Origin of the sequence: Corynebacterium sp. (genome assembly GCF_030532325.1) — a bacterium.
Taxonomy (GTDB): Bacteria; Actinomycetota; Actinomycetes; order Mycobacteriales; family Mycobacteriaceae; genus Corynebacterium.
Genome location: NZ_JAUNLS010000012.1, coordinates 35,750 through 60,763, shown reverse-complemented (window position 1 = coordinate 60,763; position 25,014 = coordinate 35,750). Strand labels below are relative to the sequence as shown.

Annotated in this window: 23 protein-coding genes; 22 read left to right on the top strand and 1 reads right to left on the bottom strand. The window is 66.8% G+C overall.

Annotated elements, in window-relative coordinates:
• The first annotated feature begins 22 nt into the window (after positions 1 to 22).
• From Q4E25_RS07770 to Q4E25_RS07675, 20 genes are all read left to right on the top strand, one after another.
• A complete protein-coding gene (locus Q4E25_RS07770) occupies positions 23 to 913 on the top strand; it encodes a glycine--tRNA ligase subunit alpha (protein ID WP_303156113.1) in 891 nt (296 codons plus the stop codon).
• Complete coding sequence (gene glyS / locus Q4E25_RS07765) at positions 914 to 3,004, top strand: glycine--tRNA ligase subunit beta (protein ID WP_303156110.1); 2,091 nt, start codon at positions 914 to 916, stop codon at positions 3,002 to 3,004.
• Between the two features lie 154 nt (positions 3,005 to 3,158).
• Positions 3,159 to 4,058 (top strand): pyruvate, water dikinase regulatory protein, encoded by a 900-nt coding sequence (locus Q4E25_RS07760; RefSeq protein WP_303156107.1) that lies wholly within the window; start codon positions 3,159 to 3,161, stop codon positions 4,056 to 4,058.
• A gap of 211 nt (positions 4,059 to 4,269) precedes the next feature.
• Positions 4,270 to 7,014, top strand: coding sequence for a pyruvate, phosphate dikinase (gene ppdK / locus Q4E25_RS07755; protein ID WP_303156105.1), 2,745 nt, complete (start codon positions 4,270 to 4,272; stop codon positions 7,012 to 7,014).
• Between the two features lie 417 nt (positions 7,015 to 7,431).
• Positions 7,432 to 7,926: a ribosome maturation factor RimP gene (gene rimP / locus Q4E25_RS07750; RefSeq protein WP_303156102.1), complete on the top strand. Its 495-nt coding sequence runs from the start codon at positions 7,432 to 7,434 to the stop codon at positions 7,924 to 7,926.
• Positions 7,927 to 7,929: 3 nt separating this feature from the next.
• Positions 7,930 to 9,207: a transcription termination factor NusA gene (gene nusA / locus Q4E25_RS07745; RefSeq protein WP_303156099.1), complete on the top strand. Its 1,278-nt coding sequence runs from the start codon at positions 7,930 to 7,932 to the stop codon at positions 9,205 to 9,207.
• A 69-nt stretch (positions 9,208 to 9,276) separates the two neighbouring features.
• Positions 9,277 to 9,549 carry a translation initiation factor IF-2 N-terminal domain-containing protein gene (locus tag Q4E25_RS07740; protein WP_303156097.1) on the top strand — a complete coding sequence of 91 codons (273 nt, stop codon included), beginning with the start codon at positions 9,277 to 9,279 and terminating at the stop codon, positions 9,547 to 9,549.
• 440 nt (positions 9,550 to 9,989) lie between these two features.
• Positions 9,990 to 10,490 (top strand): ribosome maturation factor RimM, encoded by a 501-nt coding sequence (rimM, locus tag Q4E25_RS07735; RefSeq protein ID WP_303156094.1) that lies wholly within the window; start codon positions 9,990 to 9,992, stop codon positions 10,488 to 10,490.
• A complete protein-coding gene (gene trmD, locus Q4E25_RS07730; protein WP_303156093.1) occupies positions 10,487 to 11,359 on the top strand; it encodes a tRNA (guanosine(37)-N1)-methyltransferase TrmD in 873 nt (290 codons plus the stop codon). The genes rimM and trmD overlap by 4 nt, the downstream gene beginning before the upstream one ends.
• A gap of 3 nt (positions 11,360 to 11,362) precedes the next feature.
• A complete protein-coding gene (locus Q4E25_RS07725; protein WP_303156091.1) occupies positions 11,363 to 11,734 on the top strand; it encodes a hypothetical protein in 372 nt (123 codons plus the stop codon).
• Between the two features lie 105 nt (positions 11,735 to 11,839).
• Positions 11,840 to 14,152, top strand: coding sequence for a Tex family protein (locus Q4E25_RS07720; RefSeq protein WP_303156088.1), 2,313 nt, complete (start codon positions 11,840 to 11,842; stop codon positions 14,150 to 14,152).
• A gap of 153 nt (positions 14,153 to 14,305) precedes the next feature.
• On the top strand, positions 14,306 to 14,650 hold the full coding sequence (gene rplS, locus Q4E25_RS07715) for a 50S ribosomal protein L19 (RefSeq protein ID WP_303156087.1): 345 nt from the start codon (positions 14,306 to 14,308) through the stop codon (positions 14,648 to 14,650).
• Positions 14,651 to 15,105: 455 nt separating this feature from the next.
• Positions 15,106 to 15,801, top strand: coding sequence for a signal peptidase I (lepB, locus tag Q4E25_RS07710; RefSeq protein WP_303156151.1), 696 nt, complete (start codon positions 15,106 to 15,108; stop codon positions 15,799 to 15,801).
• Positions 15,779 to 16,522: a signal peptidase I gene (lepB, locus tag Q4E25_RS07705; protein ID WP_303156085.1), complete on the top strand. Its 744-nt coding sequence runs from the start codon at positions 15,779 to 15,781 to the stop codon at positions 16,520 to 16,522. The genes lepB (Q4E25_RS07710) and lepB (Q4E25_RS07705) overlap by 23 nt, the downstream gene beginning before the upstream one ends.
• Positions 16,509 to 17,150, top strand: coding sequence for a ribonuclease HII (locus Q4E25_RS07700; RefSeq protein ID WP_303156082.1), 642 nt, complete (start codon positions 16,509 to 16,511; stop codon positions 17,148 to 17,150). Before lepB (Q4E25_RS07705) ends, Q4E25_RS07700 begins: the two co-directional genes overlap by 14 nt.
• A gap of 72 nt (positions 17,151 to 17,222) precedes the next feature.
• Positions 17,223 to 17,528, top strand: a complete 306-nt coding sequence (locus Q4E25_RS07695; protein WP_061923219.1) for a DUF2469 domain-containing protein — start codon at positions 17,223 to 17,225, stop codon at positions 17,526 to 17,528.
• A gap of 209 nt (positions 17,529 to 17,737) precedes the next feature.
• Positions 17,738 to 18,181, top strand: coding sequence for a YraN family protein (locus tag Q4E25_RS07690; RefSeq protein ID WP_303156071.1), 444 nt, complete (start codon positions 17,738 to 17,740; stop codon positions 18,179 to 18,181).
• On the top strand, positions 18,168 to 19,781 hold the full coding sequence (locus tag Q4E25_RS07685; RefSeq protein WP_303156070.1) for a YifB family Mg chelatase-like AAA ATPase: 1,614 nt from the start codon (positions 18,168 to 18,170) through the stop codon (positions 19,779 to 19,781). Before Q4E25_RS07690 ends, Q4E25_RS07685 begins: the two co-directional genes overlap by 14 nt.
• On the top strand, positions 19,778 to 20,956 hold the full coding sequence (gene dprA / locus Q4E25_RS07680; RefSeq protein ID WP_303156069.1) for a DNA-processing protein DprA: 1,179 nt from the start codon (positions 19,778 to 19,780) through the stop codon (positions 20,954 to 20,956). The genes Q4E25_RS07685 and dprA overlap by 4 nt, the downstream gene beginning before the upstream one ends.
• A 15-nt stretch (positions 20,957 to 20,971) precedes the next feature.
• Positions 20,972 to 21,898 carry a tyrosine recombinase XerC gene (locus tag Q4E25_RS07675; protein WP_303156067.1) on the top strand — a complete coding sequence of 309 codons (927 nt, stop codon included), beginning with the start codon at positions 20,972 to 20,974 and terminating at the stop codon, positions 21,896 to 21,898.
• Here Q4E25_RS07675 and Q4E25_RS07670 read toward each other — a convergent pair.
• Entirely contained in the window at positions 21,861 to 22,427 is a 567-nt protein-coding gene (locus tag Q4E25_RS07670) for a M23 family metallopeptidase (protein ID WP_303156065.1), read from the bottom strand. The genes Q4E25_RS07675 and Q4E25_RS07670 overlap by 38 nt on opposite strands.
• A 507-nt stretch (positions 22,428 to 22,934) precedes the next feature.
• On the opposite strand from Q4E25_RS07670, the gene rpsB reads away from it, so the two are divergent.
• Positions 22,935 to 23,759, top strand: coding sequence for a 30S ribosomal protein S2 (rpsB, locus tag Q4E25_RS07665; protein ID WP_303156063.1), 825 nt, complete (start codon positions 22,935 to 22,937; stop codon positions 23,757 to 23,759).
• Positions 23,760 to 23,932: 173 nt separating this feature from the next.
• A complete protein-coding gene (gene tsf, locus Q4E25_RS07660; RefSeq protein ID WP_303156059.1) occupies positions 23,933 to 24,745 on the top strand; it encodes a translation elongation factor Ts in 813 nt (270 codons plus the stop codon).
• Positions 24,746 to 25,014: the final 269 nt, after the last annotated feature.

The window sequence follows — 25,014 nt, the reverse complement described above, 5'->3', positions numbered from 1 at the left end:
GTTTCGCGAAGGATGGAGAGGCATGGACGCCCAAGCGCTTACCTTCCAAGACATCATCTTGAAGCTCCAGCAGTACTGGGGTTCCAAGGGGTGCACCATCATGCAGCCCTACGACTCCGAGGTGGGCGCCGGCACGTTCCACACGGCCACCACGCTGCGCTCGCTCGGCCCCAAGAGCTGGGCGGCCTGCTACGCGCAGCCGTGCCGCCGTCCCGCCGACGGCCGCTACGGCGAGAACCCCAACCGCCTGCAGCACTACTACCAGTTCCAGGTCCTCATCAAGCCGAGCCCCGTCAACTCGCAGGAGCTCTACCTTGATTCGCTGAAGGCTATCGGCCTCGACCCGGCCGAGCACGACGTGCGCTTCGTGGAGGACGACTGGGAGAGCCCGACGCTCGGCGCCTGGGGCCTGGGCTGGGAGGTCTGGCTTAACGGCATGGAGGTCACGCAGTTCACCTACTTCCAGCAGGTGGGCGGTATCGAGGTGAACCCGGTGCCCGTGGAGATCACCTACGGCCTGGAGCGCCTGGCCATGTACGTGCAGGGCGTGGACTCCGTGTACGACCTGGTGTGGAGCTACGGCCCGGACGGCACCCCCATGACCTATGGCGAGGTGTTCCTGGAAAACGAGCGCGAGTTCTCGACCTACAACTTCGAGGTCGCCAACGTGGACCTCATGCGCGAGAAGTTCGACGACTACGAGCGCGAGTGCCACGCCTGCCTGGAGGCGAGGCTTCCGCTGCCCGCCTATGATTGCGTCATGAAGTGCAGCCATGCGTTCAACGTGCTGGACGCCCGCGGCGCGCTGTCGGCCACGGAGCGCGCGGCCTACATCCTGCGCGTGCGCACGGTCGCGAAGGCGTGCTGCGAGTCGTACCTGGCCGAAGTTGCCCAGAAGGGGGAGGTGGCGTAAATGGCGTCCACGCGTGATTTCCTGTTCGAGATCGGCGTCGAGGAGATGCCCTCCGCGCCGCTCAACAATGCCGTCAAGCAGCTCGCGTCCCTGGTCGCCACGGGGCTTGACGAGGCCGGGCTGTCCCATGGGGACGTCCGCATCATCTCCTCGCCGCGCCGCCTGGCCGCGCTCGTGAGCGACGTGGCCGAGGCCACCGAGGAGATCCACTCCGTCCTGCGCGGTCCTTCCGCCAAGATCGCCTTCGACGCCGAAGGCAACCCCACCAAGGCCGCCGAGGGCTTCGCCCGCAAAAACGGCCTTGCCGCCTCCGAGCTCATCCGCCGCGAGGACGCCGACGGCACCGAGTACGTGTTCGCCGAGCGCAACATCCCGTCCGAGTCCGCCGTGCCCATGCTCTCCCGCATGGCCGAGGGCATCATCGGGCAGATCGAGTGGCCCAACTACCGCAGCCAGCGCTGGGGCGCCGAGCGCGCGACGTTCGTCCGTCCCATCCGCTGGATCTGCTGCCTGTTCGGCGATGAGGTCGTCGAGGTCCGCTATGCCGACGTCGCGAGCGGCTGTACCACCCGCGGCCATCGCGTGCTTGCCCCCGGCGAGCACGAGGTCGCGAGCGCCGCTGCCTACGAGCAGGTGCTCGAGCGCGCGCACGTGCGCTCCGCCGAGCGCCGCGAGCAGGTCATCCGCGAGGGCATCGCGCGCATCGAGTCCGAGCTCGGCGTGCGCGTGGACACGCCCGCCAAGGTGTTCGACGAGGTCGTGAACCTCTGCGAGTGGCCGACGGTGCTCGTGGGCCACTTCGACGAGGAGTTCCTCGCCGTGCCCTCCGAGATCATCTGCGAGTCGATGCTCTCCAACCAGCGCTATTTCCCGATCTACGACGCGGACGGCAAGCTCACGCGCGCCTTCGTGGTGGTGTCCAACGCCGATCCGGCCGTGAGCGAGACGGTCGTCGACGGCAACGAGCGCGTGGTGCGCGCCCGCCTGTACGACGCCAAGTTCTTCTACGATGAGGACTTGAAGGTCCCGCTCGAGGAGTTCCGCTCCCGCCTGGCGCGCGTGGGCTTCCAGAAGAAGCTCGGATCGGTGCTGCAGAAGTCCGAGCGCATGGAGGACGTGGCGCTCGCCATCGCGCGCGAGGCCCGCATCGGCGCCGAGGCCGCGAGCGACGCCCAGCGCGCCGCGCACCTCGCCAAGGCCGACCTCGTGTCCTCCGCCGTCGTGGAGTTCACGAGCCAGCAGGGCGTGATGGGCGGCTACTATGCCGCCGCGGCCGGCGAGGCCCCCGAGGTCGCCGCCGCCATCCGCGACCACTACCGTCCGCGCTTCGCGGGCGACGCGCTGCCCGAGGGCACGGCCGGCTGCATCGTGGCCGCTGCCGACAAGATCGACACCATCGCCGGCATGTTCGCCATCGGCGAGCCGCCGACCGGCTCCAAGGACCCCTTCGCGCTGCGCCGTGCCGCCATCGGCGTGGTGAACATCCTGCGCGACCGTTTGGGCTGCGCCTTCGAGCCCGTGGTCGCCGCCGCGCTCGATGCGTATGCCGAGCAGGGGCTCGAGTTCGACAGGGCCGAGGTCGCCGCATCCGTGTGCGCGTTCATCAAGGGGCGCATGGAGCAGCTTCAGCGCGATGCCGGCACGCCGGCCGAGGTCGTGGCCGCGGTGGCCGCCGGCTCCGTGACGGCCCCGGCCGATTTCGCGGCCCTGTGCGCGGCGCTCGCCGAGGTCTGCGCCAACGATGCCGACGCCATGGAGAACCTGGGCACCGCCTATGCCCGCGCCGCCCATCTGGCCGACGCCGACCTGGGTTGCGAGGTCGAGCCCGTGCTTCTGGGCGAGGCCGAGCGCGAGCTTCTGGCCGCCACCGACGCCGCCGAGGCGACGATCGGCCAGGCCATGGAGGCCAAGGAGTATCGGGCCGTGATCGCCGCGCTGGCGGGCCTGCGAGCGCCGATCGACCGCTTCTTTGATGAGGTCATGGTCATGGACGAGGACGAGCGGCTGCGCGCCAACCGCCTGCGCCTGCTCAACCGCTTTGCCGCCTGCTTCGCCAACGTGGCCGACATCAGCAAGCTGTCGCGCAAGTAGCGCATATCCCTCTTCGATGCGCGCGGTGTCGCCGGGCGCCGGGAGATCGCCATATGGGGCGCCCGTGTACGCGGGCGCCCTTTTTTGCGGCGTGCCGTACAATGGTGGCATGGGCGGATGCGCGCCCGCGCGGCGCGCGGAAACGAGGTGCATCATGCGACACGATCAGGCGACGGCTGCACGCGAGGACCAACGGCCCCAGGCGACCCGGGCGTGCGTGCACGTCATCTCCGATTCGCTCGGCACGACGGCATGCGAGGTCGCGCAGGCCGCGGCGGGCCAGTTCTGCGAAGGTGCGGTCGAGGTGGTCCGTCTGCCCAAGGTCAGCGACGTCGCGCAGGTCGAGCGCCATCTAGAGCCGCGCATGGCGGCGGGGGAGCGCATGGCGGTGCTCTTCACGATCGCCTCCCCGGAGTTGCGCGCGCGGGTGCGCGACCTGCTTGCGCGAAAAGGCGTGCCGGCGGTCGATTTACTGGGGCCCACCCTCGACGCCATCGCCGCCATCACCGGCGAGGCGCCCCACGGCATCCCGGGCACGATCCATCGCACCGACGAGCGCTATTTCCGCCGTATCGAGGCGATGGAGTACTTTGTCGAGCACGACGATGGCCGCGGTGCCGACGATCTGTCCGGCGCCGAGATCGTGCTCATCGGGGTGTCGCGCACGGGCAAGACGCCGCTGTCGATGTATTTGGCTTACCAGGGCTACCGCGTGGCCAACATCCCCCTTGCCCACGGCATGGAGCCCCCGGCGTCGCTGGCCGACGTCGATCCGGCGCGCGTGTTCGGCCTGATCTCCACCACCGATGTCATCGCCGCCATCCGCGATCAGCGCCTGGGCGATGAGCTGTCCCGCGCGCACGCGGGCAGCTACGCCGACCCGTCGTGCATCGACCGCGAGATGGGGGAGGCCCGCGCGCTGATGCGCCGCCTCGGCTGCTTCACGGTCCGCACCGACGGCAAGGCCATCGAGGAGTCCGCCGCTGAGATCACGGCCCGGCTCGAGGAGGTTGCGCGCGCTCGCGCCGCGCTGCAAAACGCTCTGGATAGTTAAGCGTTTTACCATATGGTACCTGCGGTGATATCTTTAAGAGATAACCACAACTCGCGCCGTTCATCGACAAAAAACAACCGCTCGCGCCCCTTCTTGGTATCTACATCCGGATACCAGTGCGAGGCCGTAGAGTTGTCGGCAACCGGGGCGCCGTGCTCCCGGCCATGGCAAACGCCCGCCGTGTGCGGGCACAAGCGAGGGGGTTTGTATCGTGAGCGACGAGATGAGCGTGTACCGGTTCGGCGTCGACGCCGCGGGTGTGGACGTGACCGAGGGCGACGCCTCGATGAAGTACATCCTGGGCGGCAAGGGCGCCAACCTTGCCGAGATGAGCCGCCTTGGGCTGCCCGTGCCGCCCGGCTACACCATCACCTGCCAGACCTGCTGCGCCTACACGGCCGCGGGCGACACCTGGCCTGCGGGTGTGTTGGACCAGATCGAGCGCGCCACCTGCGACCTTGAGGAGCGCCTGGGGCGGCGCCTGGGCGATGCGGCCGATCCGCTGCTCGTGTCGGTGCGCTCCGGCGCGCCGTTCTCCATGCCCGGCATGATGGACACCGTGTTGAACCTCGGTCTCAACGACGCCTCCGTCCAGGGGCTCATCGCCCAGACCGGCGACGCGCGCTTCGCCTGGGACTCCTACCGCCGCTTCATCCAGATGTTCTCCAACGTGGTCATGGGCGTGGATGCCGACCTGTTCGAGAACGCCCTGACGTCCAAGCGCCTGATCGCCGGCGTGCGCACCGATGCCGAGTTGTCCGCGGCCGCCCTGGAAGAGCTGGTCGGCGAGTTCAAGGAGATCTTCGCCCGCGAGGTGCCGGCCGATGAGCACCCCGAGCTCATGGTCGACGGACGCATCGTGTTCCCGTCCGATGCGCGCCTGCAGCTGCGCCTGGCCATCCAGGCGGTGTTCGGTAGCTGGATGAACGAGCGCGCCTGCATCTACCGCGCGCGCCACGGCATCTCCGAGGACCTCGGCACCGCCGTGAACGTCCAGGCCATGGTGTTCGGCAACAAGGGCGAGACGTCGGCCACCGGCGTCGCCTTCACGCGCGACCCCGCCTGCGGCGCCAACGTGCGCTATGGCGACTTCTTGGTGAATGCGCAGGGCGAGGACGTGGTGGCGGGCATCCGCAACACGCGTCCCATCTGCGAGATGGCGCAGGTGCCGGGGCTGGGCGAGGCGGCGTCCGAGCTCGAGCGCATCTTCGGCATCCTCGAGAACCGCTTCCGCGACATGTGCGACATCGAGTTCACCATCGAGCAGGGTCGCCTGTGGATGCTGCAGACGCGCGTGGGCAAGCGCACCGCCGCCGCCGCGCTGCGGATCGCCATCGAGATGGTCGAGGAGGGGCTCATCGACCGCGACGAGGCCGTGCGGCGCATTGACCCGGCCCAGCTCGATCAGCTGCTGCACCCGCAGTTCGACGCCGCGCACCCGGTCGAGGTGCTGGCGCGCGGCCTGAACGCGAGTCCCGGCGCCGCGGTGGGCGAGGTCGTGTTCTCCTCCGACGACGCCGTGGCGCGCGCCGAGGCCGGGCACCTCGTCATCCTCGTGCGCTGGGAGACGAACCCCGATGACCTTAAGGGCATGGTGGCCGCGCAGGGCATCCTCACGAGCCACGGCGGCAAGACGAGCCATGCGGCCGTGATCGCGCGCGGCATGGGCACGCCCTGCGTCTGCGGCATCGAGGCGTTCTCCATCGACGCCGCCGCCAAGGAGGTGCGCGTGGCCGGCAGCGACGTCGTGCTGCACGAGGGCGACGTCATCTCCATCGACGGCTCGCAGGGCATCGTGGTGGCCGGCGCGGTCCCGCTCGTGCGCGCCGAGCTCACCGGCGATTTGGAGACGATTCTGTCCTGGGCCGACGACATCCGCCTGGACGAGGCGCGCGGCCGCGCCTACCACGTGCGCGTCAACGCCGACAACCCGCCGGACGCCGCCCTGGCGCTCGATTTCGGCGCCGAGGCCATCGGCCTGACCCGCACCGAGCACATGTTCTTGGGCGAGCGCAAGGACATTATCCAGACGTTCATCCTGTCCGAGAACGCCGCCGAGCGCGCGCGTGCCCTGGACGACCTGCTGCGCGTCCAAACCGAGGACTTCGTGCAGATGATGCGCACGATGGATGGCCGCGCGATGGTGATCCGCCTGATCGACCCGCCGCTGCACGAGTTTTTGGACGACCCGCGCGAGCTGGCCGTCGAGCTGGCGCGCCGCGAGGCCGTCGGCGAGCCGGCCGAGTGTCTGGCTGAGCTGCGCGAGCGCCTGCGCCGCGTCGAGGGCATGGCCGAGAGCAACCCGATGCTCGGCCTGCGCGGCGTGCGCCTGTCCATCGTCTACGGCGACCTGCCGCTCATGCAGGTGCGTGCCATCGCCGAGGCGGCCGCGCGTCTGGTGGGCGAGGGGCTCGACCCGCGCCCGGAGATCATGGTGCCGCTTGTGTCGGTGACCGCCGAGCACGTGGAGACGCGCAAGGTCATCGAGCAGGTCATCGCCGAGGTCGCGGCCGCGCACGGCGTTTCGCTCGACATCCCGGTCGGCACGATGGTCGAGCTGCCGCGCGCGTGCCTGGTGGCCGACGAGATCGCGCGCCATGCGGACTTCTTTTGCTTCGGCACCAACGACCTCACGCAGACCACCTTCGGCTTCTCGCGCGACGACGCCGAGGCCAAGTTCATCCCGCTGTACCTGCATCGGCACATCCTGCCGCACAACCCGTTCGAGACGGTGGACACCGCCGTGCTCGAGCTGGTGAAGATGGCGGTCGATAAGGGTCGCGCCGTGAGGCCCGAGATGCACTTCGGCGTCTGCGGCGAGCACGGCGGCGACCCGGCGTCCATCGTGCAGTTCTTCAATGTGGCCGGCGTGGACTACGTGTCCTGCTCGCCGTACCGCGTGCCGCTGGCCCGCCTGGCCGCCGCCCAGGCCAAGCTCGCCGCCGCAACGCGCTGACCCATCCCGAGCCGGGGCCCTCACCCCCCCAGGGCCCCGGCTGCCTTCGGTACCTCGGCCTCCCGCACGAGCCGAAGGTGCCGTTGCAACTCAAACCCTGCGGCCCCGCACCCTCAAGTAGGCTGCGGCCTCGGAGGGCGCCCGTATCGTCCGCCGCGAGTTCCGCACGAGCCGAAGGCGCCTGTGGCGCCTTCGTGCGAGCAGGACTGCCCGAGCGCCGGACGATACGAGCGCCCCCTTACGGGAAGCACCACTTGTGCGGATATTGTGATGGATTTCCCCTGCACGCCGCATGCCGGCGCGTGCAAAATTGCCCCGTATGCAGGCATTGTGGTATAGTGCATGCGCAATTGAAGCTGTAATGTAAAGGGAGTGCGGGTTTGCCCGCGCTTCCTTTCTTGTATGAGGAGGTGTTGCATGGTCAAGAGCCAGCTCGAGCAGAGCATCATCGATGCGCTCGAGGCCAGCGCCGCGCCCGGGATCGACGTCGTGGACGTCGAGGTCGTGGGCGCCACGAAGGCCCCGTGCGTGCGGGTGCGCCTGGACAAGCTCGAGGGCGACGCCATCACGCTCGACGAGGTCGCCGGCCAAACGCGCTGGGTGTCCGATTGCGTGGAGGCGCTCGATCCCATCGCCGGCCCCTACACGCTGGAGGTCTCGAGCCCCGGCATGAAGCGCCCGCTGCGCCGCCCGTCGGACTTCGCGCGCTTCTGCGGTAGCGAGGTCGAGCTCACCACCTGCGCGGTGGAGGGCCGCCGCTCCTTCAAGGGCACGATCGCCGAGGCCACGGATACGGCCGTGACCATCGCCTGCGAGGGCGAGGAGCCCTGCACCATCTCCTTTGACGACGTTAAGAAATGCACGCTGCGCCCGGTGTACAACTTCAAGCGCACGGCTCAGGAAGGGAAGTAACTCATGGCAGACGCCGATATGACCATGATGGAAGCGCTCATGGCCCTGTGCCAGGAGAAGCACATCGACCAGCTCTACCTCATCGACCGCCTCGAGCAGTCGCTGGCCAAAAGCTACGCCGAGCTGCTGAAGCTCGACTGGGGCGCCAAGGTCACGATCGATCGCGCCTCCGGCAAGATCTACGTGTACAAGCTCATCCCCATCGATGACTCCATGGACGAGGAGGGCAACTTCACCGAGTTCGAGGAGATCGACGTCACCCCTAAGAACACGAGCCGCATCGCCGCGCAGCACGCCAAGGCCGAGATCAACGCCATCGTGCGCAACGCCGCCCGCGAGCAGATCTACGAGGAGTTCTCCGGCCGCGTGGGCGACCTCATCAACGGCACCGTCCTGCAGTCCACGCCCGACTTCACCATCGTGAAGATCCGCGAGGGCGTCGAGGCCGAGCTGCCCCACTTCGACCAGCGCCGCTACGATAACGAGCGCAACGAGCGCCCGACCGGCGAGCGCTACCTGCACAACCAGCGCCTCAAGGCCGTGATCATCGATGTGCGCGACCCCAACTCCACGCTGCCCCCCGTGCGCGGCGAGCACTCCCGCCCGCCCATCGTCATCTCCCGTACGCACCCCGCCCTGCTCAAGCGCCTGTTCGAGCAGGAGGTGCCGGAGATCTACGAGGGCAACGTCGAGGTCAAGTCCATCGCCCGCGAGCCCGGCCAGCGCTCCAAGGTCGCCGTCCGCTCCCTGGACGACCGCCTGGATCCGGTGGGCGCCTGCGTGGGCCCCAAGGGTAGCCGCGTGCGCGCCGTCGTGGGCGAGCTGCGCGGTGAGCGCGTGGACGTCATCCTGTGGGACGAGGACCCGTCTCGCTACGTGGCCAACGCGCTGTCCCCGGCCAAGGTGACGCGCGTGCTCATCGACGAGGAGAAGAACTACGCCGGCGTCATCGTGCCCGACGACCAGCTCTCGCTCGCCATCGGCAAGGAGGGCCAGAACGCCCGCCTGGCCGCCCGCCTCACCGGCTGGCACATCGACATCAAGAGCGAGACGCTCGCGGCCGACATCCTGAAGAACGTCCCGCTCGCGCCCGAGCCGGTCGAGGACCTGCTCGACGCCGAGGAGGACTTCGAGTCCGATCGCTGCGCCTACGTGGACGCCGACGGCGTGCCCTGCCGCAACCAGGCCCGCCCGGGCTCCCGCTTCTGCGGCGTGCACGATCCGGCCGGCCTGGACGCGGGCATGTCCGATGCCATTGAGAACGCCGAGGACCTCATCTAGTCCGCACCGCACGTTCGCATCCGTTTGATTGAAGAGACGCACGTCGTGCGTGAGAGGTAGGTGAAGGATATGGCGAAAGTTCGTATTTCCACCCTGGCCAAGGATTTCGGTATGACGTCCAAGGAGCTCATGAGCCACCTGGAGGACATGAAGATCCCGGCGAAGTCCGCGTCGTCCACGCTTGAGGACGCCTACGTGTCCATGGTCAAAAAGCAGCTGGCCCCCGTGATCGCCGCGCGCGCCGCCGAGGTCGAGGCCGCCAAGAAGGCCGAGGAGGCCGCCGCCGCCGAGGCCGCTGCTGAGGAGTCCACTGACGAGGCTTCCGAGGAGTCCGCTGAGTAATTCAGCTGCGTTTTTTAAAGCGCTTGATGCCCCGCGTCCCGTTCTGGGAGCGGGGCATTTTTCTATGCTTTGGCTGCCTTGCGGGATTCGGGTTCTGGATTCTTCTGGGCTTGCGGCAACCGGCCTCGGCTTTCGGTGCCCTGGTGGCGAAGACATATACATCTTTTCGGCCTAAATCGAACTTTCCCGTTTTCACTAGGTGTTCAATTGGCGCTTCCTCCCGCCCCTGGGTCTTCCCACTGCGCTCGCGGTACGTTTTTGCAAATATCGCTTTGTGCAAACGTTCCCAAAATTCACTTCTCGTCAAAACGTACCGGGCTCTTCCCAGAGGAGACTTCCCGAGGCGCATTCCTAGGGCACACGGGGTCCCGGAAAGGCAGATGGGCGTCGACACTGCGCTGTCTTGGGCGGCGGCGCGGCGGGCCAGTATGCTATGCGGCATGGAATTAATGATTGGCCGTGTCATCAAGTCCCACGGCATCAAGGGCGAGGTCTCGGTTGAGGCCACCACCGATGAGCCAGAGATCCGTTTCGCGCCAGGAGAAACACTCAAGGGCAAGCAGGGCTCCAAGCAGCACGAGCTGACCATCGCCGCGGTGCGCGCACACAAGGGCCGCCTTCTTATTACTTTTGAGGAGATCTCTGACCGCACCGCCGCGGACTCCCTGCGCGGCACGCAGTTCTTTGCCCCGCCGCTGGAGGATCCCGAGGACGACGGCTTCTACGATCACGAGCTCGAGGGGCTGCGCGTGATCCACGAGGGCGCGGAGATCGGCGAGGTCACCGGGGTCACCCACGGTCCCAGCCAATCACTGCTGGAGGTTCGCTTGGACAGCGGCAAGGAGGCGCTTATCCCGTTCGTGGAGGCCATCGTCCCCGAGGTGGACTTGGACGAGGGCGCGCTGACCATCACCCCGCCGGAGGGGTTGTTGGAGCTATGAGGCTTGACGTCGTCAGTATTTTCCCCGAGTACCTCGACCCGCTGCGCCACGCGCTGCTGGGCAAGGCCATCGAGCAGGGAATTCTGGAGGTCGGCGTGCACGACCTGCGCGCCTGGGCCACCGATGTGCACAAGTCTGTCGACGATTCCCCCTTCGGAGGCGGCCCGGGCATGGTGATGAAGCCAGAGGTGTGGGGCCCGGCCCTAGACGCCGTCGCGGCTGGCGAATCCGCAGGCGTGCGACTGGAATCCTCCCTGCCGCACCTCAACAAGCCGCGCCACGACGACGTGGAGGGGGTGAGCGCGACCCGGTACATGGATGAGGAGGAGGGCCGCGGCAAGGCGCAGGAGGACCCGAGCCTGCCGCTGCTGATCGTGCCCACCCCAGCCGGGCGACCTTTCACACAGGCCGACGCACGCGCCTGGTCCACGGAGGAACACATTGTGTTTGCGTGCGGGCGATACGAGGGCATCGACCAGCGCGTGGTGGAAGACGCTGCGCAGCGCTACCGCGTGCGCGAGGTTTCCATCGGTGACTACGTGCTCATCGGTGGGGAAGTAGCGGTGCTGGTGATCGCCGAAGCCATTGTGCGGCTTATCCCCGGCGTGCTGGGCAACAAGCGCTCCCACGAGGAGGATTCCTTTTCCGATGGACTGCTGGAGGGCCCCAGCTACACCAAGCCGCGTCAGTGGCGCGGCCTCGAGGTGCCCGAGGTGCTCACCTCCGGCAACCACGCGCTGGTGGATAGGTGGCGCCGAGAGCAGTCCCTGCTGCGCACCTGGCAGCGCCGCCCGGAGCTCTTGGAGCATGCCGAGCTGGATAAGAAGGACCGGCAGTTCCTCGACTCGCTAGCGCAAGGGAAGGAGTAGACCGTGTTGGACGTGAGCACCGACCTGTCCATGCTTATGACGGACCAGGAGTGGGAAGAGGCCCTGCCCGAGCTGCCCGCCCGCCTGCGCGCAGGAGGGGTGGAGCCCGTGGACATCAACGCCGAGTTGGTGGTGGGCGGCTGCCAGCCAGGCAGCGTCCTGGTGGATGAGTACGTGGCCAAGCACGGAACGGCCCCGGCGGGGGAGAAGGTGCGGCGGGTCATCGTCAACGCCGCCTCGGAGCTTCCCCTGCACAAGGTCACCATGGCGGTTGCGGAGTGCTTCCCGCCGCACGTGCTCTGGCTGGGCAGCACGGAGATTGGCCACACGGAGCTCGGCCTGGGCAGCACCACCGCCTGGCGGGCCCAGGACTAGCCGGCGGCGGGAGCACAGGGCTAGCCCACGGTCAGAGCGCCGGGTGGGCTGCGGTAGGTTGGTTGAGTCCAGAAAACCACGACAGGAACACGAGGGACTCAAGACGTGAACATTGCTGCCACCATTGCCGCCGAGCTGGGCGTCAAGGAATCGCAGATCACCACAGCGCTGCAGCTGCTGGCGGAGGGGAACACCGTCCCCTTCATCGCGCGTTACCGCAAGGAGGCAACCGGCGGTCTGGATGATTCGCAGCTGCGCGTCATCGAGGAGCGCGCCACCTACCTGCGCGAGCTGGAGGAGCGCAAGGAGACCATCCTGGAGGCCATCGAGGAGCAGGGCAAGCTCACGGACGAACTTCGCGCCCGCATCCAGGCCTGCGAGACCAAGGCTCGCCTGGAGGATCTCTACCTGCCCTACAAGAAGCGCCGCAAGACCAAGGCGGACATCGCCCGCGAGGCAGGCTTGGAGCCGCTGGTGGATCAGCTCATCGAGGATCCCGCCGCCGCCCCGGAGACGCTGGCCGAGTCCTTCACCACCGAGGGCTTCGAGGACACCAAGAAGGCCCTCGAAGGCGCGCGCTCCATCCTCATCGACCGCTTCGCCCTCGACGCCGATCTGGTGGGCGAGGTGCGCGAGAAGATGTTCGATGAGGGCACCATGAGCGCCGGCGTGGTCCCCGGCAAGGAGCAAGAGGGCGCCAAGTTCAAGGACTACTTTGAGTTCTCCGAGCCCTTTCACACCCTGCCCTCGCACCGCATTCTGGCGCTGCTGCGTGGCGAGAAGGAGGGCGTGCTGCAGCTCACCCTCGATGCCGGCGAGGATTCCACCTACGAGGGGATGATTGCGCGGCGCTTCGAGCTGGACGTCGATACGTCGCGCTGGCTTGCCGACGCCGTCCGCTGGGGCTGGCGCACCAAGCTCTACATCTCCTCGGGCTTGGACGTGCGCATGCGCCTCAAAGAGGCCGCCGAGGAAGGCGCGCTCAAGGTCTTTGCCACCAACCTGCGCGACGTCCTACTGGCAGCGCCCGCCGGGCAGCGTGCCACGATTGGCCTGGATCCGGGCTACCGCAACGGCGTGAAGTGCGCGGTGGTGGATGCCACCGGTAAGGTGCTCGACACCGCGATTGTCTACCCGCACCAGCCGCAGAACCAGTGGACCCAGGCCATACAGGCCCTTGCGGCGCTGTGCGCAAAGCACTCGGTGGATCTCATGGCCATCGGCAACGGCACCGCCTCCCGCGAGACGGAGAAGCTCGCCCACGAGATCGCGGACCTCATTGCGCAGGCCGGCGGGCAGCGCCCCACCCCGGTGGTGGTCTCGGAATCCGGTGCCTCCGTCTACTCTGCCTCGGAGCTGGCCGCCGAGGAATTCCCGGACATGGACGTCTCCCTGCGCGGCGCGGTCTCCATTGCGCGCCGCCTGCAGGATCCGCTGGCCGAGCTGGTCAAGATCGACCCCAAGGCCATTGGCGTGGGCCAGTATCAGCACGACGTCAACCAGACCGCCCTGGCTCGCACGCTGGACGGCGTGGTGGAGGATGCCGTCAACGGCGTGGGCGTGGACCTCAACACCGCTTCGGTGCCGCTGCTGGAGCGCGTGGCCGGCGTGAACTCCACCATTGCGAACAACATTGTGGCCTACCGCGACGAGAACGGCACCTTCTCCTCCCGCAAGGAGCTGAAGAAGGTTCCGCGGCTGGGGCCGAAGGCCTTCGAGCAGTCCGCTGGCTTCCTGCGCATCACCGGCGGCACGGACCCGCTCGACGCCTCGGCCGTGCACCCGGAGGCCTACCCGGTGGTCGGCCGCATCGCGGAGTCCACGGGCCTGCAGGTGGCGGAGCTCATTGGCAATACGCGCGTGCTGCGGGCGCTCAACCCGGCGGACTTTGCCGATGACACCTTCGGCGTGCCCACGGTCACCGACATCATCGCGGAGCTGGACAAGCCGGGCCGCGACCCGCGCCCGGAGTTCAAGACCGCCACCTTCAAGGAAGGCGTGAACAAGGTCTCCGACCTGCGCCCGGGCATGATCCTGGAGGGTACGGTGACTAACGTGGCGGCCTTCGGCGCCTTCGTGGACGTGGGAGTGCACCAGGACGGGCTGGTGCACGTCTCCGCGATGAGCACCAACTTCATCTCCGATCCCCACGAGGTGGTGCGCTCCGGCCAGGTGGTCAAGGTCAAGGTGATGGAGGTCGACGTGGAGCGTCAGCGCATCGGACTGAGCCTTAGGCTTGACGACGAACCCGGTCAGCCCGCGCCCAAGCGGCGTCGCGAGCGCTCCGAGAGCCCCCGTGGTGGCGGCAAGGGTCGAGGTCGCGGCGGCCGTGGGAACTCCTCGCGCGGCGAGCGCGGAGGGGCGCCCACGGGTGGCTCCATGGCTGATGCCCTCAAGAAGGCAGGCTTCGGCCGCTAGCGCCTGCGCGGCTCGGCAGCGGGCGATTTGCTGCGGGAGCGGGGCATATGGAAGAATTCATTTGTTCTGTGTAACAGGCACGAACCGGTTAGTGCCCTGGGTGTCCCGGGGTGCGCTAGGGTCCTCTGTCTTAAACTGAAAAGGATTTTTGCAATGGCAAACCTCATTGACAAGATCGACGCAGCTCAGCTGCGCGATGACATTCCCTCCTTCCGCCCGGGCGATACCCTCGAGGTAAACGTCAAGGTTATTGAGGGTTCCAACGAGCGTGTCCAGCTCTTCAAGGGCGTGTGCATCCGCCGTCAGGGCGCTGGCATCCGCGAGACCTTCACCGTCCGCAAGGTCTCCTTCGGTATCGGCGTGGAGCGTACCTTCCCGGTTCACTCCCCGAACATCGAGTCCATCAAGGTTGCTCGCCGTGGCCGCGTCCGCCGCGCGAAGCTGTACTACCTGCGCGACCTGCACGGTAAGAAGGCTCGCATCAAGGAGCGCCGCTAATCTCGGCACCAAGGCTCTTCGCTTCGGCGAAGGGCCTTTTCTTTTTGCCTGGTTTGCTGTGGTGCGGAGCCTGGTTTGCTGTGGTGCGGAGCCTGGGGCCGTTTTCGCGGGGAAGGCCCGGAAAACGGTGGGTTTTGCAGCCTTTCCCGTCAAAACGTACCGTCGGCGCGCGGGCGCGCGCGAACTGCAGTGCCGGAGGGCTGCAAAGAAGTGGGGATGAAGCGGGACGGGAACCCCGGATCTGGCTGGGCTAGGTGTGCTGACCCAGAAAACGCGGCGGGGTTGCTAGGATTTAGCGCGTGAATAATGAGGAGAACATCGCAGAAGGCGCCGGCGCGGCTCAAGGCGAGAGCCCATCGCAGCCAGCGCACACCGCACACAACGCGGAGGAGCAACCACGTGGGGAGAGGGAGCGTACCTTCCCCACGGGGGAGGATGCCGCGGAGAAGAAGCAGCTGCCGTGGCTGCTGGAGACGTTCCTCGTTGTCGCCTGCGTTCTGGCCGTGGTGGGGCTCTTCCAGAACTTCGTGGGGCGCCAGTACGTGATTCCCTCCGGCTCCATGGAGCCGACGCTGCACGGCTGCGATGGCTGCACCAATGACCGCATCTTCACCGAGAAGGTCTCCTACTACGGGGATAAGTCCCCGGAGCCGGGTGATGTGGTGGTGTTCAAGGGCACCGAGGACTGGAACACGATGTACCAGTCGCCACGCTCGGATAACCCGGTGCTGCACAAGATCCAGGACGCGCTGAGCTATGTTTCTCTGACCCCGCCAGATGAAAACACTCTGGTCAAGCGCGTCATCGCCACCGGTGGGCAGACGGTGTCCTGCCGGGAAGGTGACCCGGCCGTGATGGTGGACGGCAAGCCCATCGACCAAAGCTACGTCATGGATCCGCCTACCTACCAGGTGGATGAGTCCACTGGCTCCTACGCCTGCGGCGGCTCCTACTTTGGCCCCATCACCGTGCCGGAGGGCAACATTTGGGTCATGGGTGATAACCGCACGGCGTCGGCAGACTCGCGCTACCACATGCAGGACCAGTACCAGGGCACCATCCCGGTGGAGAACGTGCGCGGCAAGGTGATGTTTGTCTTCTACCCGTTCAGCCGTATCGGTGGGGTCGATGACCCAGACATCCAGTCCTAAGCAGCCGCAGAAGGCGCAGCGGCCCCGTGCCCGGGACTTCCTGCCCACCTTCGCCTTGGCCTTTGTGTTCCTGGTGCTCATCCAGGCCTTCGTGGGCAGGATGTACTTCATCCCTTCGGCCTCCATGGAGCCGACGCTGCACGGCTGCAGCGGCTGCAGCAATGACCGCATCTGGGTGCAAAAGCTCAGCTACTACGTCGATGACCCGCGCCCGGGGGACGTGGTGGTCTTCGCCGGCCCGGATTCTTGGAATACCGCCTTTGAGGTGGAGCGCTCCTCGAATGTTTTTGTGCGCGGCCTACAGAATCTCGGTGCGGCCGTGGGCTTTGTGCCCAACGGGGAGAACATCCTGGTCAAGCGCGTCATCGCTACCGAGGGGCAGACGGTGTCCTGCGAGGCGGGGGACAGCGCGGTGATGGTCAACGGCGAACCCATCGATCAGAGCTACGTGCTCAGCCCACCGGAGATCCCCGTGGACCCGGCCGTGGGTTCCGAAGCCTGCGGCGGGGCCTACTTCGGGCCGGTGACCGTGCCGGAAGATAGCCTGTGGGTGTTGGGAGATAACCGTACCAACTCCCTGGATTCCCGCGCTCACCTGGGGGATCACCTGCAGGGAACCATCCCGGTGGACAACGTGCGCGGCAAGGTCGCCGCGGTGATTCTGCCGCTGAACCGCATCCATTCCGTCGAGCACCCGGACATTCAGCATGCGGCGTCTTAAGCAGCAGCGCACCTACGAGGTCGCGTTGAGCAAGGCCGGCCTCGGGCCGGTGGCAGGTGTGGACGAGGCCGGGCGCGGGGCGTGCTGCGGGCCTATTACCATCGCCGCCTGCGTGCTGCCTGAGCGCATCATCCCGGAGCTGGCCACCCTCACTGACTCCAAGAAGCTCAGCCCCGTGGCACGCGAAAGGCTCTTTCCCCTCATCAAAGACAAGGCTGTGGCCTGGTCCGTGGTGCACATCAGCGCGCAGGAGATCGATCACCTCGGCATTCAGCACGCCAACGTCTCCGGTATGCGGCGCGCAGTGGCCCGCCTGGAGGTGCGCCCGCGCTACGTGCTTAGCGACGCCCTCCGGGTCCCCGGCCTCACTGCCCCGCAGCTGCCCATCGTGGGCGGCGACGGGGCAGCCCGGTGCATCGCCGCGGCCAGCGTGCTGGCGAAGGTCTCCCGGGATCACATCATGGCGCAGTTGGAGGAGGCCTACCCCGGCTACGGCTTGGGCGCGCACAAGGGCTACGGCACCAAGGCGCATACCGCGGCCATCGAGCAGCACGGGGCCACTCCACAGCACCGCATGACTTACCGCAACGTGGCCCAGGCTCATGAACTTTTTCTCGCGCGCGCCTGACCGGGTGCGCGGGCTTGCCGGGCTAAAGTTGTGCTCATTGCACTGCCGCTTAACAGCCTGAAGGAGACACCAGTGAGCGCTGAGGAACTCGACAACTACGAGGCCGAGGTTGAGCTGTCCCTCTACCGTGAGTACCGCGACGTCGTCAGCCAGTTTTCCTATGTCGTGGAGACTGAGCGCCGCTTCTACCTGGCCAATGCCGTCGAGCTCATCCCGCATACCTCGGGCCCGGATGTCTACTACGAGGTGCGCATGTCCGATGCCTGGGTGTGGGACATGTACCGCTCCGCTCGTTTTGTGCGCTATGTGCGTGTGATCACCTACAAGGACGTCAACATCGAGGAGCTGGATAAGCCGGACTTCCTGCTGCCCGAATAGGCTCGCCGGGCCTGGCGGGGCAGTGACCGCCTCTTCTCCACGCCCGATCTGTGGATAACTGCGCCGCGGCGCGAACTTATCCACAGATCGGGCCTTCGTGATCACGCGACCCTTGTGGCCTTCTCCCCGCGTGCAGTGTGCTGAAGGCAAGCGCTGCCACGCGGCGCACAGCAAGGCACACAGAACGCACACGAATGGAGAACCCAGTAATGAGAACGTCACAGGAACAGTCACAGATTTCCGGGGCTTTGGGCCACCGCGTCCGGCACAAGGACGCGTTGGGCAAGAGGGGAGAGGCCTTCGCCGCCGAGTTTTATCGCGCCCGGGGCGCCCAGGTCATCGCGGCGAATGTGCGCTACCAGGTAGGCGAGATTGACCTCATCGTCCGCGAGCCCGAGGGCACCATCGTCTTCGTGGAGGTCAAGACTCGCGCCAGCGCCCAGTACGGGGTGGCCGAGGCAGTAACCCCGCGCAAGCTCGCCCGCATGCGCAAGGCCGCGGTGCAGTGGCTGGAGGGAAAGCCGCTGTCCACCGTGCGCTTTGATGTCCTCGCGCTGGTGGCCCGCGGGAAGGGCCAGGTGCAGCCCAGCACCAACCCCGGCAGCGAGTTCGACATGGAGTACTACCAAGGAGTCGACCATGGCGCTTGGTAGATGTCAGACCACAGCGATGGAAGGAGTGCTGGCCCACGTGGTGACCGTGGAGGCCAACGTGGGCCCGGGCCTGCCCGGCGTGCACGTGGTGGGGTTGGGCGATGCCGCCGTGTCTGAGTCCCGGGACCGCATCCGCACCGCGGTGATGAACTCTCACCTGCCGTGGGCAAAGACCAAGGTGGTGGTCTCGATGTCGCCGGCCGCCTTGCCTAAGTCCGGTGCCCACTTCGATCTCCCCATGGCGCTGGCCATCCTGAGCGCAGGGCTTGACGAGGACCCCCGGGCCCACCCCGATCCCGGACCCTACCCGCCGGAGGATCCCGTCGAGTACCCGGCGGCCAACGGGCAGGAGTGCGTGAGCCCGCGGCAGCGCCTGGCGCACACGCTGGTGCTAGGGGAGCTAGGCCTCGACGGCAGCGTGCGCCCAGTCAGCGGCATCATCCCGTCTATTTTGGCGGCGCGGTCCCAGGGCTACCGCAGGCTGGTCATCCCGCCGGGCAACGCCGCCGAGGCCGCGCTGGTGCCGGACATGGAGGTGCTGGTTGCACCCACGCTGACGGAGGCCTTCGCCTGGGCCTGCGGGAACAGGGCTCTGCCGCCCGCGCAGGCGGTGGCGCGCGAGCACCCCGCGCCGGTGGAGGCCACGATGGACTTTTGCGACATCGCCGGGCAGCGCGAAGCCAAGTGGGCCGCGGAGGTCGCCGCCGCCGGCGGGCACCACGTCATGATGATCGGCCCGCCGGGCTCCGGTAAGTCAATGATCGCCGCGCGCATCCCCAGCATCCTGCCGGAGCTGGGAACGGATCAGTCAGTGGAGGCCACCGCGATTCATTCGTTGGCGGGAACACTGGGCCCCGTGGTGGCCCGCGCACCGTTCATTGCGCCGCATCCCTCGCTGAGCAAGGCGGCACTGTTGGGCGGCGGCTCCGGCAACCCGCGCCCCGGCGCGGTGAGCCTGGCCCACCACGGGGTGCTCTTCCTCGATGAGGTCAGCGAGATCCCGGCGCGGGTGCTCGACGGCCTGCGCGCGCCCCTGGAAGAGGGGCAGGTGCGCCTGGCCCGGGCGCGCCGCGAGATCACCTACCCGGCGCGCTTCCAGCTGGTCATGGCGGCCAACCCCTGCCGCTGCGGCACCGAGGATCCCAGCAAGTGCACGTGCCGCGTTGCTGAGCGGAAGAACTACCTCTCCAACGTCTCGGGGCCGTTGCGCGACCGCCTGGATATCGTAGTCTCCCTCTCCGCGCAGGCGGCGGTGATTAACGCGGAAGGGGAGGAGAGCTCGGCGCAGATTGCGCAGCGCGTAGCGCAGGCCCGTGAGCGCATGGCCAGGCGCTGGGCTGCCGAGGGGCTCGATGTCTACGTCAACGGTGCGGTTCCGGCCACCTATCTGCGCAGGCATCGGCCCGCGGAAGAGTCCGCGATGATCATGCTCGGTGCCTATTTGGCGGAGGGCGACTTGAGCCAACGCGGCGTGGACAGGGTGCTCAAGCTGGCGTGGACCCTGGCGGATCTGGATGGCAGCGAGCAACCCGGCATCGAGCACGTCTCGCGTGCACTCGACCTGCGCGGGGCCGGAACCATCGAAAGGCTGGCGGCATGAGTGAACTTAACTTATCCACACCCCTACACACTTGGGCCTATCTCAACCGGGTGGTGGAAGGGCCCTCGGCGACCTTGCAGGGGCTGCTCACGCAGTTTCCCGCCGAGGAGATCGCCCACGGCATCTATCACGGCGCGGACTGGCTGGGCCCACTGGGGGCTGCGACCTCGTCGCGCCGGGGCTGGTTGCGTCAGGAGGAGGATATTGCGGCGGCGCAGTCCGTGGGGGCCAGGCTGATTACCGCGGAGGATCCCGAGTGGCCCGGTGAGGAGTTCAACCAGGCCTTCGGCTTCTACCAGAACGGCATGAGCAGCGCCCCGGCGACCTTCGACGATCAAGCGATTCCACCGCACAGCCTGTGGGTGCGGGGAAAGAGCCTGCGCCAGGCGGTCTCGCAGTCGGTGGCCTTGGTAGGCACGCGCGCGCTGAGCCGTTACGGCTGGGAGGCGACGCGTCTTCTCGCCACCGGCCTGGTCAACCATCAGTGGAGCATCGTCTCCGGCGGCGCGCTGGGCGTGGATACCGCCGCCCACGAGGCAGCGCTGGAGGCCGGCGGGGTGACCGTGGCGCTAGCAGCTTGCGGGATCGATCACTCCTACCCGGCGCGCAACGCGCGGCTTTTTGAACGCATGACGGCCTCTGGCTGCGTGGTCTCTGAGTTCGCGCCGGGTACGCCGCCGCAGCGGCACCGCTTTTTGACGCGCAACCGCTTGGTTGCCGCGCTGAGCGCCGGGACTGTGGTGGTGGAGGCGGGTTTTCGCTCCGGTGCGCTCAACACGCTCAACTGGGCGGAGGCCTTGGGCAAGGTGACCATGGCGGTGCCGGGCCCGATTACCACTTCCGGCTCCCTGGGCTGCCACCAGCGTATTCAGGCGGGGCGGGCCCAGCTGGTGGCCTCCGCGGATGAGGTGCGGGAACTGGTGGGGGCGGTGGGCAGCGCCGATGCCCAAGGGCAGTACGAGCTGAACTTTGCCCCGAGCAAGGTACAGCAGCTCTCGCGCAACGAGTTGCGGGTTTATGATTCCACCCCGCCGGAAAGCGCGGAGGAGGGCGCGTCGGCAGAAGACATTGCCACAGCCGCTGGAATGCGGGTGGCGTTGACCATTCACCTGCTGGTGGCCATGGAGAAGATGGGGGTGGTGGCGCGCTCCGGTGCGTTATGGCAGCGCACCTGAGTACACTCATGAGGCATGAGTGAAGCAGAACTGAGCGCTCAGCTGGCGGAGGCGATTGAGGATTTCGCCGAGTATCAGCTCTTCGTGCGTGGCCGCTCCGAGGCCACCGTCAAGGGCTATCGCTCAGATCTGCGCAGCCTCGCCGGGACGGTTGAGAGCTTTGATGACTTCACCCTCAACGCCCTGCGTGCCTGGCTGGGCCAGGCCGTTGCGGAAGGCAAGTCGCGTGCCACGCTGGCGCGGCGCACCGCGGCGGCCCGAGCCTTTTCCACCTGGGCCACGCGCGAGGGGCACATTGACAGTGATGTCGCCGCGCGCCTGGTCACGCCCAAGGTGGGCCGCCGCCTTCCCAAGGTCTTAGCCCCCTCGGAGGCCGAGCGGCTCATGGAGGCCCCGGCGAACACGGCTGACTGTGCCGTTAACACGAGCGCCGGCAGCGAGAACCCGGAGGTGATGAGGGACCGCGCCATGCTGGAGTTGCTCTACGCCACGGGCATGCGCGTGGCGGAGCTTGTCGGCCTCGATATCAAGGATCTCACGATGTCGCGGCGCACCGCGCTGGTCACCGGTAAGGGCAATAAGCAGCGCGTGGTGCCCTTTGGTCAGGCCGCAGCCGAGGCGCTGCAGGCCTGGTTGGATACTGCCCGCCCGCAGCTCGCGGGGGATACCCAGGCTGTCTTTGTGGGCCGCAAAGGAAAGCGCATCGATCAGCGCCAGGTACGCCGCGTTGTCGAGCGAGCCGCCCAAGCCACGGGCTCCAGCGGTCTGAGCCCTCATGGCCTGCGCCACAGCGCGGCCACGCACCTTCTGGAGGGCGGGGCGGATCTGCGCGTGGTCCAGGAGCTGCTCGGGCACTCCTCGTTGCAAACCACGCAGATCTATACCCACGTGTCCACCCAGCGCCTTAAAGAGGTCTACGCCCAGGCTCATCCACGGGCTTGAGGCGGATGACGGGGGCGTCAAGCAGGCTTAGGGGATCGATGTAGTCATCGGGTCCCACCAGCGCGCCCCAGTGCAGGCCCTCGGAACCATCCACGGGCGGGGCGAGTGTGCCGATGACATCGCCCTCGGTGATCCCGTCCCCCTTGCGCACCCGGGCGAAGACCGGCTCGTAGGTGGTGCGCAAGCCATCAGAGTGGAGGATGGAGACCACGGGTTTCCCAGCCACGCTGCCGGCAAAGTGCACTGTCCCGGAGCCGGCCGCGCGTACCTCGGCGCCGATGGGTAGGGCTAGATCGACGCCGCGGTGGCCGGGCAACCAGTTCTTCTCTGGCTTATCAAAACCGCGGAGCACGGCCTGCGCGGTGGGCTGCCCGGTGCTGGGATCGACGTAGGCAGCGGCGCGGGGAGGTGCTAGCGGTGAACAGAAGAACAGTGCGCCGCCGAGCAGCGCGCCGAGGGCGCGGGAGCTAGCGGTGCGACGCCGCGGCGGCCGTGTGCGGGTAGCTCGACAATGAGTAGTTGAAGTCATGTGCCCAGCATGAACGTGGACACCCGGGCCGGAAAAGGACCAGGCTGCGGCCTGTGGAAAATCGGTAACCGGAGGGGCTCAAGTGACTGGCGGGGCGGCAGAGTGTGACATATCAGCCACCTTCTGTGGATAACGGTGAAGATAACGGTGAAAAGCCACGGGCTCCTGCGCGTTCTCCACGCAGCTGTTTGGAAAACTGTGCTGCTCAGCGCTAAACTTACCCACAGCAGTCTGTGCCTTGTGGGCTTTCGTGAAAGCGTGCACGCAAGTACGGCTGACTACGCGCGGCGAAAGCGCTGCTTCCTCACCGCACGTCTTGCCCCTCAACGTGGGGCCAAGAAGTGGGACAGAGAAGCGGTAGTCCGTGGGTGACGCGGTCCCTTGTCCGGGCCTGCCAGTGGCGGGCAGCAGGGGTGTTGCCCAGGGAATTCGTTGCTAGGGTGCGGAATAAAAGGCCGCACAAATCTTTGTACAAAACCGAAATCTCAAACAGAAAGCGAGCGAAACATGGCAGTCGTAACCATGCGCGAGCTCCTCGACGCCGGTGTCCACTTCGGCCACCAGACCCGTCGCTGGAACCCGAAGATGAAGCGCTTCATCTTCACCGACCGTAACGGCATCTACATCATCGACCTGCAGCAGACGCTGACCTACATCGATGAGGCCTTCGAGTTTGTCAAGGAGACCGTCGCACACGGCGGCACCATCCTCTTCGTTGGTACCAAGAAGCAGGCTCAGGAAGCTGTTGCTGAAGAGGCAGAGCGCGTTGGTATGCCCTACGTCAACCACCGCTGGCTGGGCGGCATGCTCACCAACTTCCAGACCGTGTCCAAGCGTCTGAAGCGCATGAAGGAGCTTCAGGCTATGGATGCTGCTGAGGACGGCTACAAGGGCCGCACCAAGAAGGAAGTCCTCATGCTCACCCGCGAGCGCACCAAGCTGGAGCGCGTCCTGGGCGGCATTGCTGACATGACCAAGGCTCCGTCCGCTCTGTGGATCGTTGACACCAACAAGGAGCACATCGCCGTCAAGGAAGCTCACAAGCTCAACATCCCGGTTGTGGCTATCCTCGACACCAACTGCGATCCGGACGAGGTCGACTTCCCGATCCCGGGCAACGACGACGCTATCCGCGCCACCAAGCTGCTCTCCGGCATCATCGCCACCGCAGTGGAAGAGGGCAAGAAGGCCCGCGAGGAGCGCCAGCTCGCTGCCGCTAAGGAAGCTGCCGGCGATTCCGCTGAGAAGGACGCACGCGACGCCGCTGAGGCCGCCGCTGCTTCCGATCCGGCTTCCGCAGGCGCTGAGAACGCCGAGAACTCCGCAGAGTAATTTCCTGCGCATAAGCCCCCGCACCGGTTACCCGGCGACGGGGGTTTCTTCCTCTACACACAGCGCATGGCGCAGGAGGGGAGAAAACTACCCCCTCAACGCGACGTGAATGGACCTATTCGGCTACGCTGTCTCATCGAATACTGTTTAAAACAAGGAGGGTCGCTCCAACAATGGCGAACTACACTGCAGCAGACGTCAAGGCACTGCGCGAGGCCACCGGCTCCGGCATGCTCGATTGCAAGAAGGCTCTGGAAGAGTCCAACGGCGACTACGAGAAGGCCGTGGAGATCCTGCGCATCAAGGGCGCAAAGAACGTCTCCAAGCGCGCTGAGCGCGAGGCCACCGAGGGCCTCATTGCCGTCTCCGGCAACACCATGGTCGAGATCAACTGCGAGACCGACTTCGTGGCCAAGAACGAGGCCTTCAAGGCCTTCGCTGAGAAGATTGCCGAGGCCGCTGGCGCTGCCAAGGTCAACTCCGGCGAGGAGCTCAACGAGCTGGAGATCGACGGCAAGAAGGTCTCCGACATCGTCAATGAAGAGTCCGCTAAGACCGGCGAGAAGCTGCAGGCCCGCCGCGCCGTCACCATCGAGGGTGACAACGTGGCTGTCTACCTGCACCAGCGCTCCGCTGACCTGCCGCCGGCAGTGGGCGTTCTGGTCTCCTACGAGGGTGACGCCGAGGGTGCACACGCCGTGGCCCTGCAGATCGCCGCTATGAACGCTGAGTACCTCACCCGCGAGGACGTCCCGGCGGAGATCGTCGAGAAGGAGCGCGAGATCGCCGAGGCCACCACCCGCGAGGAGGGCAAGCCGGAGGCTGCTCTGCCGAAGATCGTCGAGGGCCGTCTCAACGGCTTCTTCAAGGGCGTTGTCCTGCTGGAGCAGGCTTCCCTGTCTGACTCCAAGAAGACCGTCAAGCAGGTTGCTGACGAGGCCGGCACCACCATCAAGGGCTTCGTTCGCTACGAGGTTGGCGCCTAAGCCATATCGCAGGCATTCCTGCCGCCGCAGCGCTGAGGCTGCGTAAACTACCCCGTCACCAGGACGCTGAACAACCCTGGGGCGGGGTTTCTTTGTGGGGTAGGCAGGGGCGGATTCGGGGCGTCGCCAAGCTGCCCTGCGGCGGCACCGCGCCACGCGCTGTCGAGGCGGGGGAGAACGCGTGGGGCTGTAGCAGAATATTGGCCTTCGGGCATGTGTGGGTAAGATGGAACAGAATTGTACGAGCCCCGCCATGCGTGAAGGAGACG

Bases quoted from the DNA above. Each gene is read 5' to 3' on its own strand.
- Q4E25_RS07770 (WP_303156113.1), top strand. From the start codon at position 23: ATGGACGCCCAAGCGCTTACCTTCCAAGACATCATCTTGAAGCTCCAG.
- glyS (WP_303156110.1), top strand. From the start codon at position 914: ATGGCGTCCACGCGTGATTTCCTGTTCGAGATCGGCGTCGAGGAGATG.
- Q4E25_RS07760 (WP_303156107.1), top strand. From the start codon at position 3,159: ATGCGACACGATCAGGCGACGGCTGCACGCGAGGACCAACGGCCCCAG.
- rimP (WP_303156102.1), top strand. From the start codon at position 7,432: ATGGTCAAGAGCCAGCTCGAGCAGAGCATCATCGATGCGCTCGAGGCC.
- nusA (WP_303156099.1), top strand. From the start codon at position 7,930: ATGGCAGACGCCGATATGACCATGATGGAAGCGCTCATGGCCCTGTGC.
- Q4E25_RS07740 (WP_303156097.1), top strand. From the start codon at position 9,277: ATGGCGAAAGTTCGTATTTCCACCCTGGCCAAGGATTTCGGTATGACG.
- rimM (WP_303156094.1), top strand. From the start codon at position 9,990: ATGGAATTAATGATTGGCCGTGTCATCAAGTCCCACGGCATCAAGGGC.
- trmD (WP_303156093.1), top strand. From the start codon at position 10,487: ATGAGGCTTGACGTCGTCAGTATTTTCCCCGAGTACCTCGACCCGCTG.
- rplS (WP_303156087.1), top strand. From the start codon at position 14,306: ATGGCAAACCTCATTGACAAGATCGACGCAGCTCAGCTGCGCGATGAC.
- lepB (WP_303156085.1), top strand. From the start codon at position 15,779: ATGACCCAGACATCCAGTCCTAAGCAGCCGCAGAAGGCGCAGCGGCCC.
- Q4E25_RS07700 (WP_303156082.1), top strand. From the start codon at position 16,509: ATGCGGCGTCTTAAGCAGCAGCGCACCTACGAGGTCGCGTTGAGCAAG.
- Q4E25_RS07690 (WP_303156071.1), top strand. From the start codon at position 17,738: ATGAGAACGTCACAGGAACAGTCACAGATTTCCGGGGCTTTGGGCCAC.
- Q4E25_RS07685 (WP_303156070.1), top strand. From the start codon at position 18,168: ATGGCGCTTGGTAGATGTCAGACCACAGCGATGGAAGGAGTGCTGGCC.
- dprA (WP_303156069.1), top strand. From the start codon at position 19,778: ATGAGTGAACTTAACTTATCCACACCCCTACACACTTGGGCCTATCTC.
- Q4E25_RS07675 (WP_303156067.1), top strand. From the start codon at position 20,972: ATGAGTGAAGCAGAACTGAGCGCTCAGCTGGCGGAGGCGATTGAGGAT.
- Q4E25_RS07670 (WP_303156065.1), bottom strand. From the start codon at position 22,427: ATGACTTCAACTACTCATTGTCGAGCTACCCGCACACGGCCGCCGCGG.
- rpsB (WP_303156063.1), top strand. From the start codon at position 22,935: ATGGCAGTCGTAACCATGCGCGAGCTCCTCGACGCCGGTGTCCACTTC.
- tsf (WP_303156059.1), top strand. From the start codon at position 23,933: ATGGCGAACTACACTGCAGCAGACGTCAAGGCACTGCGCGAGGCCACC.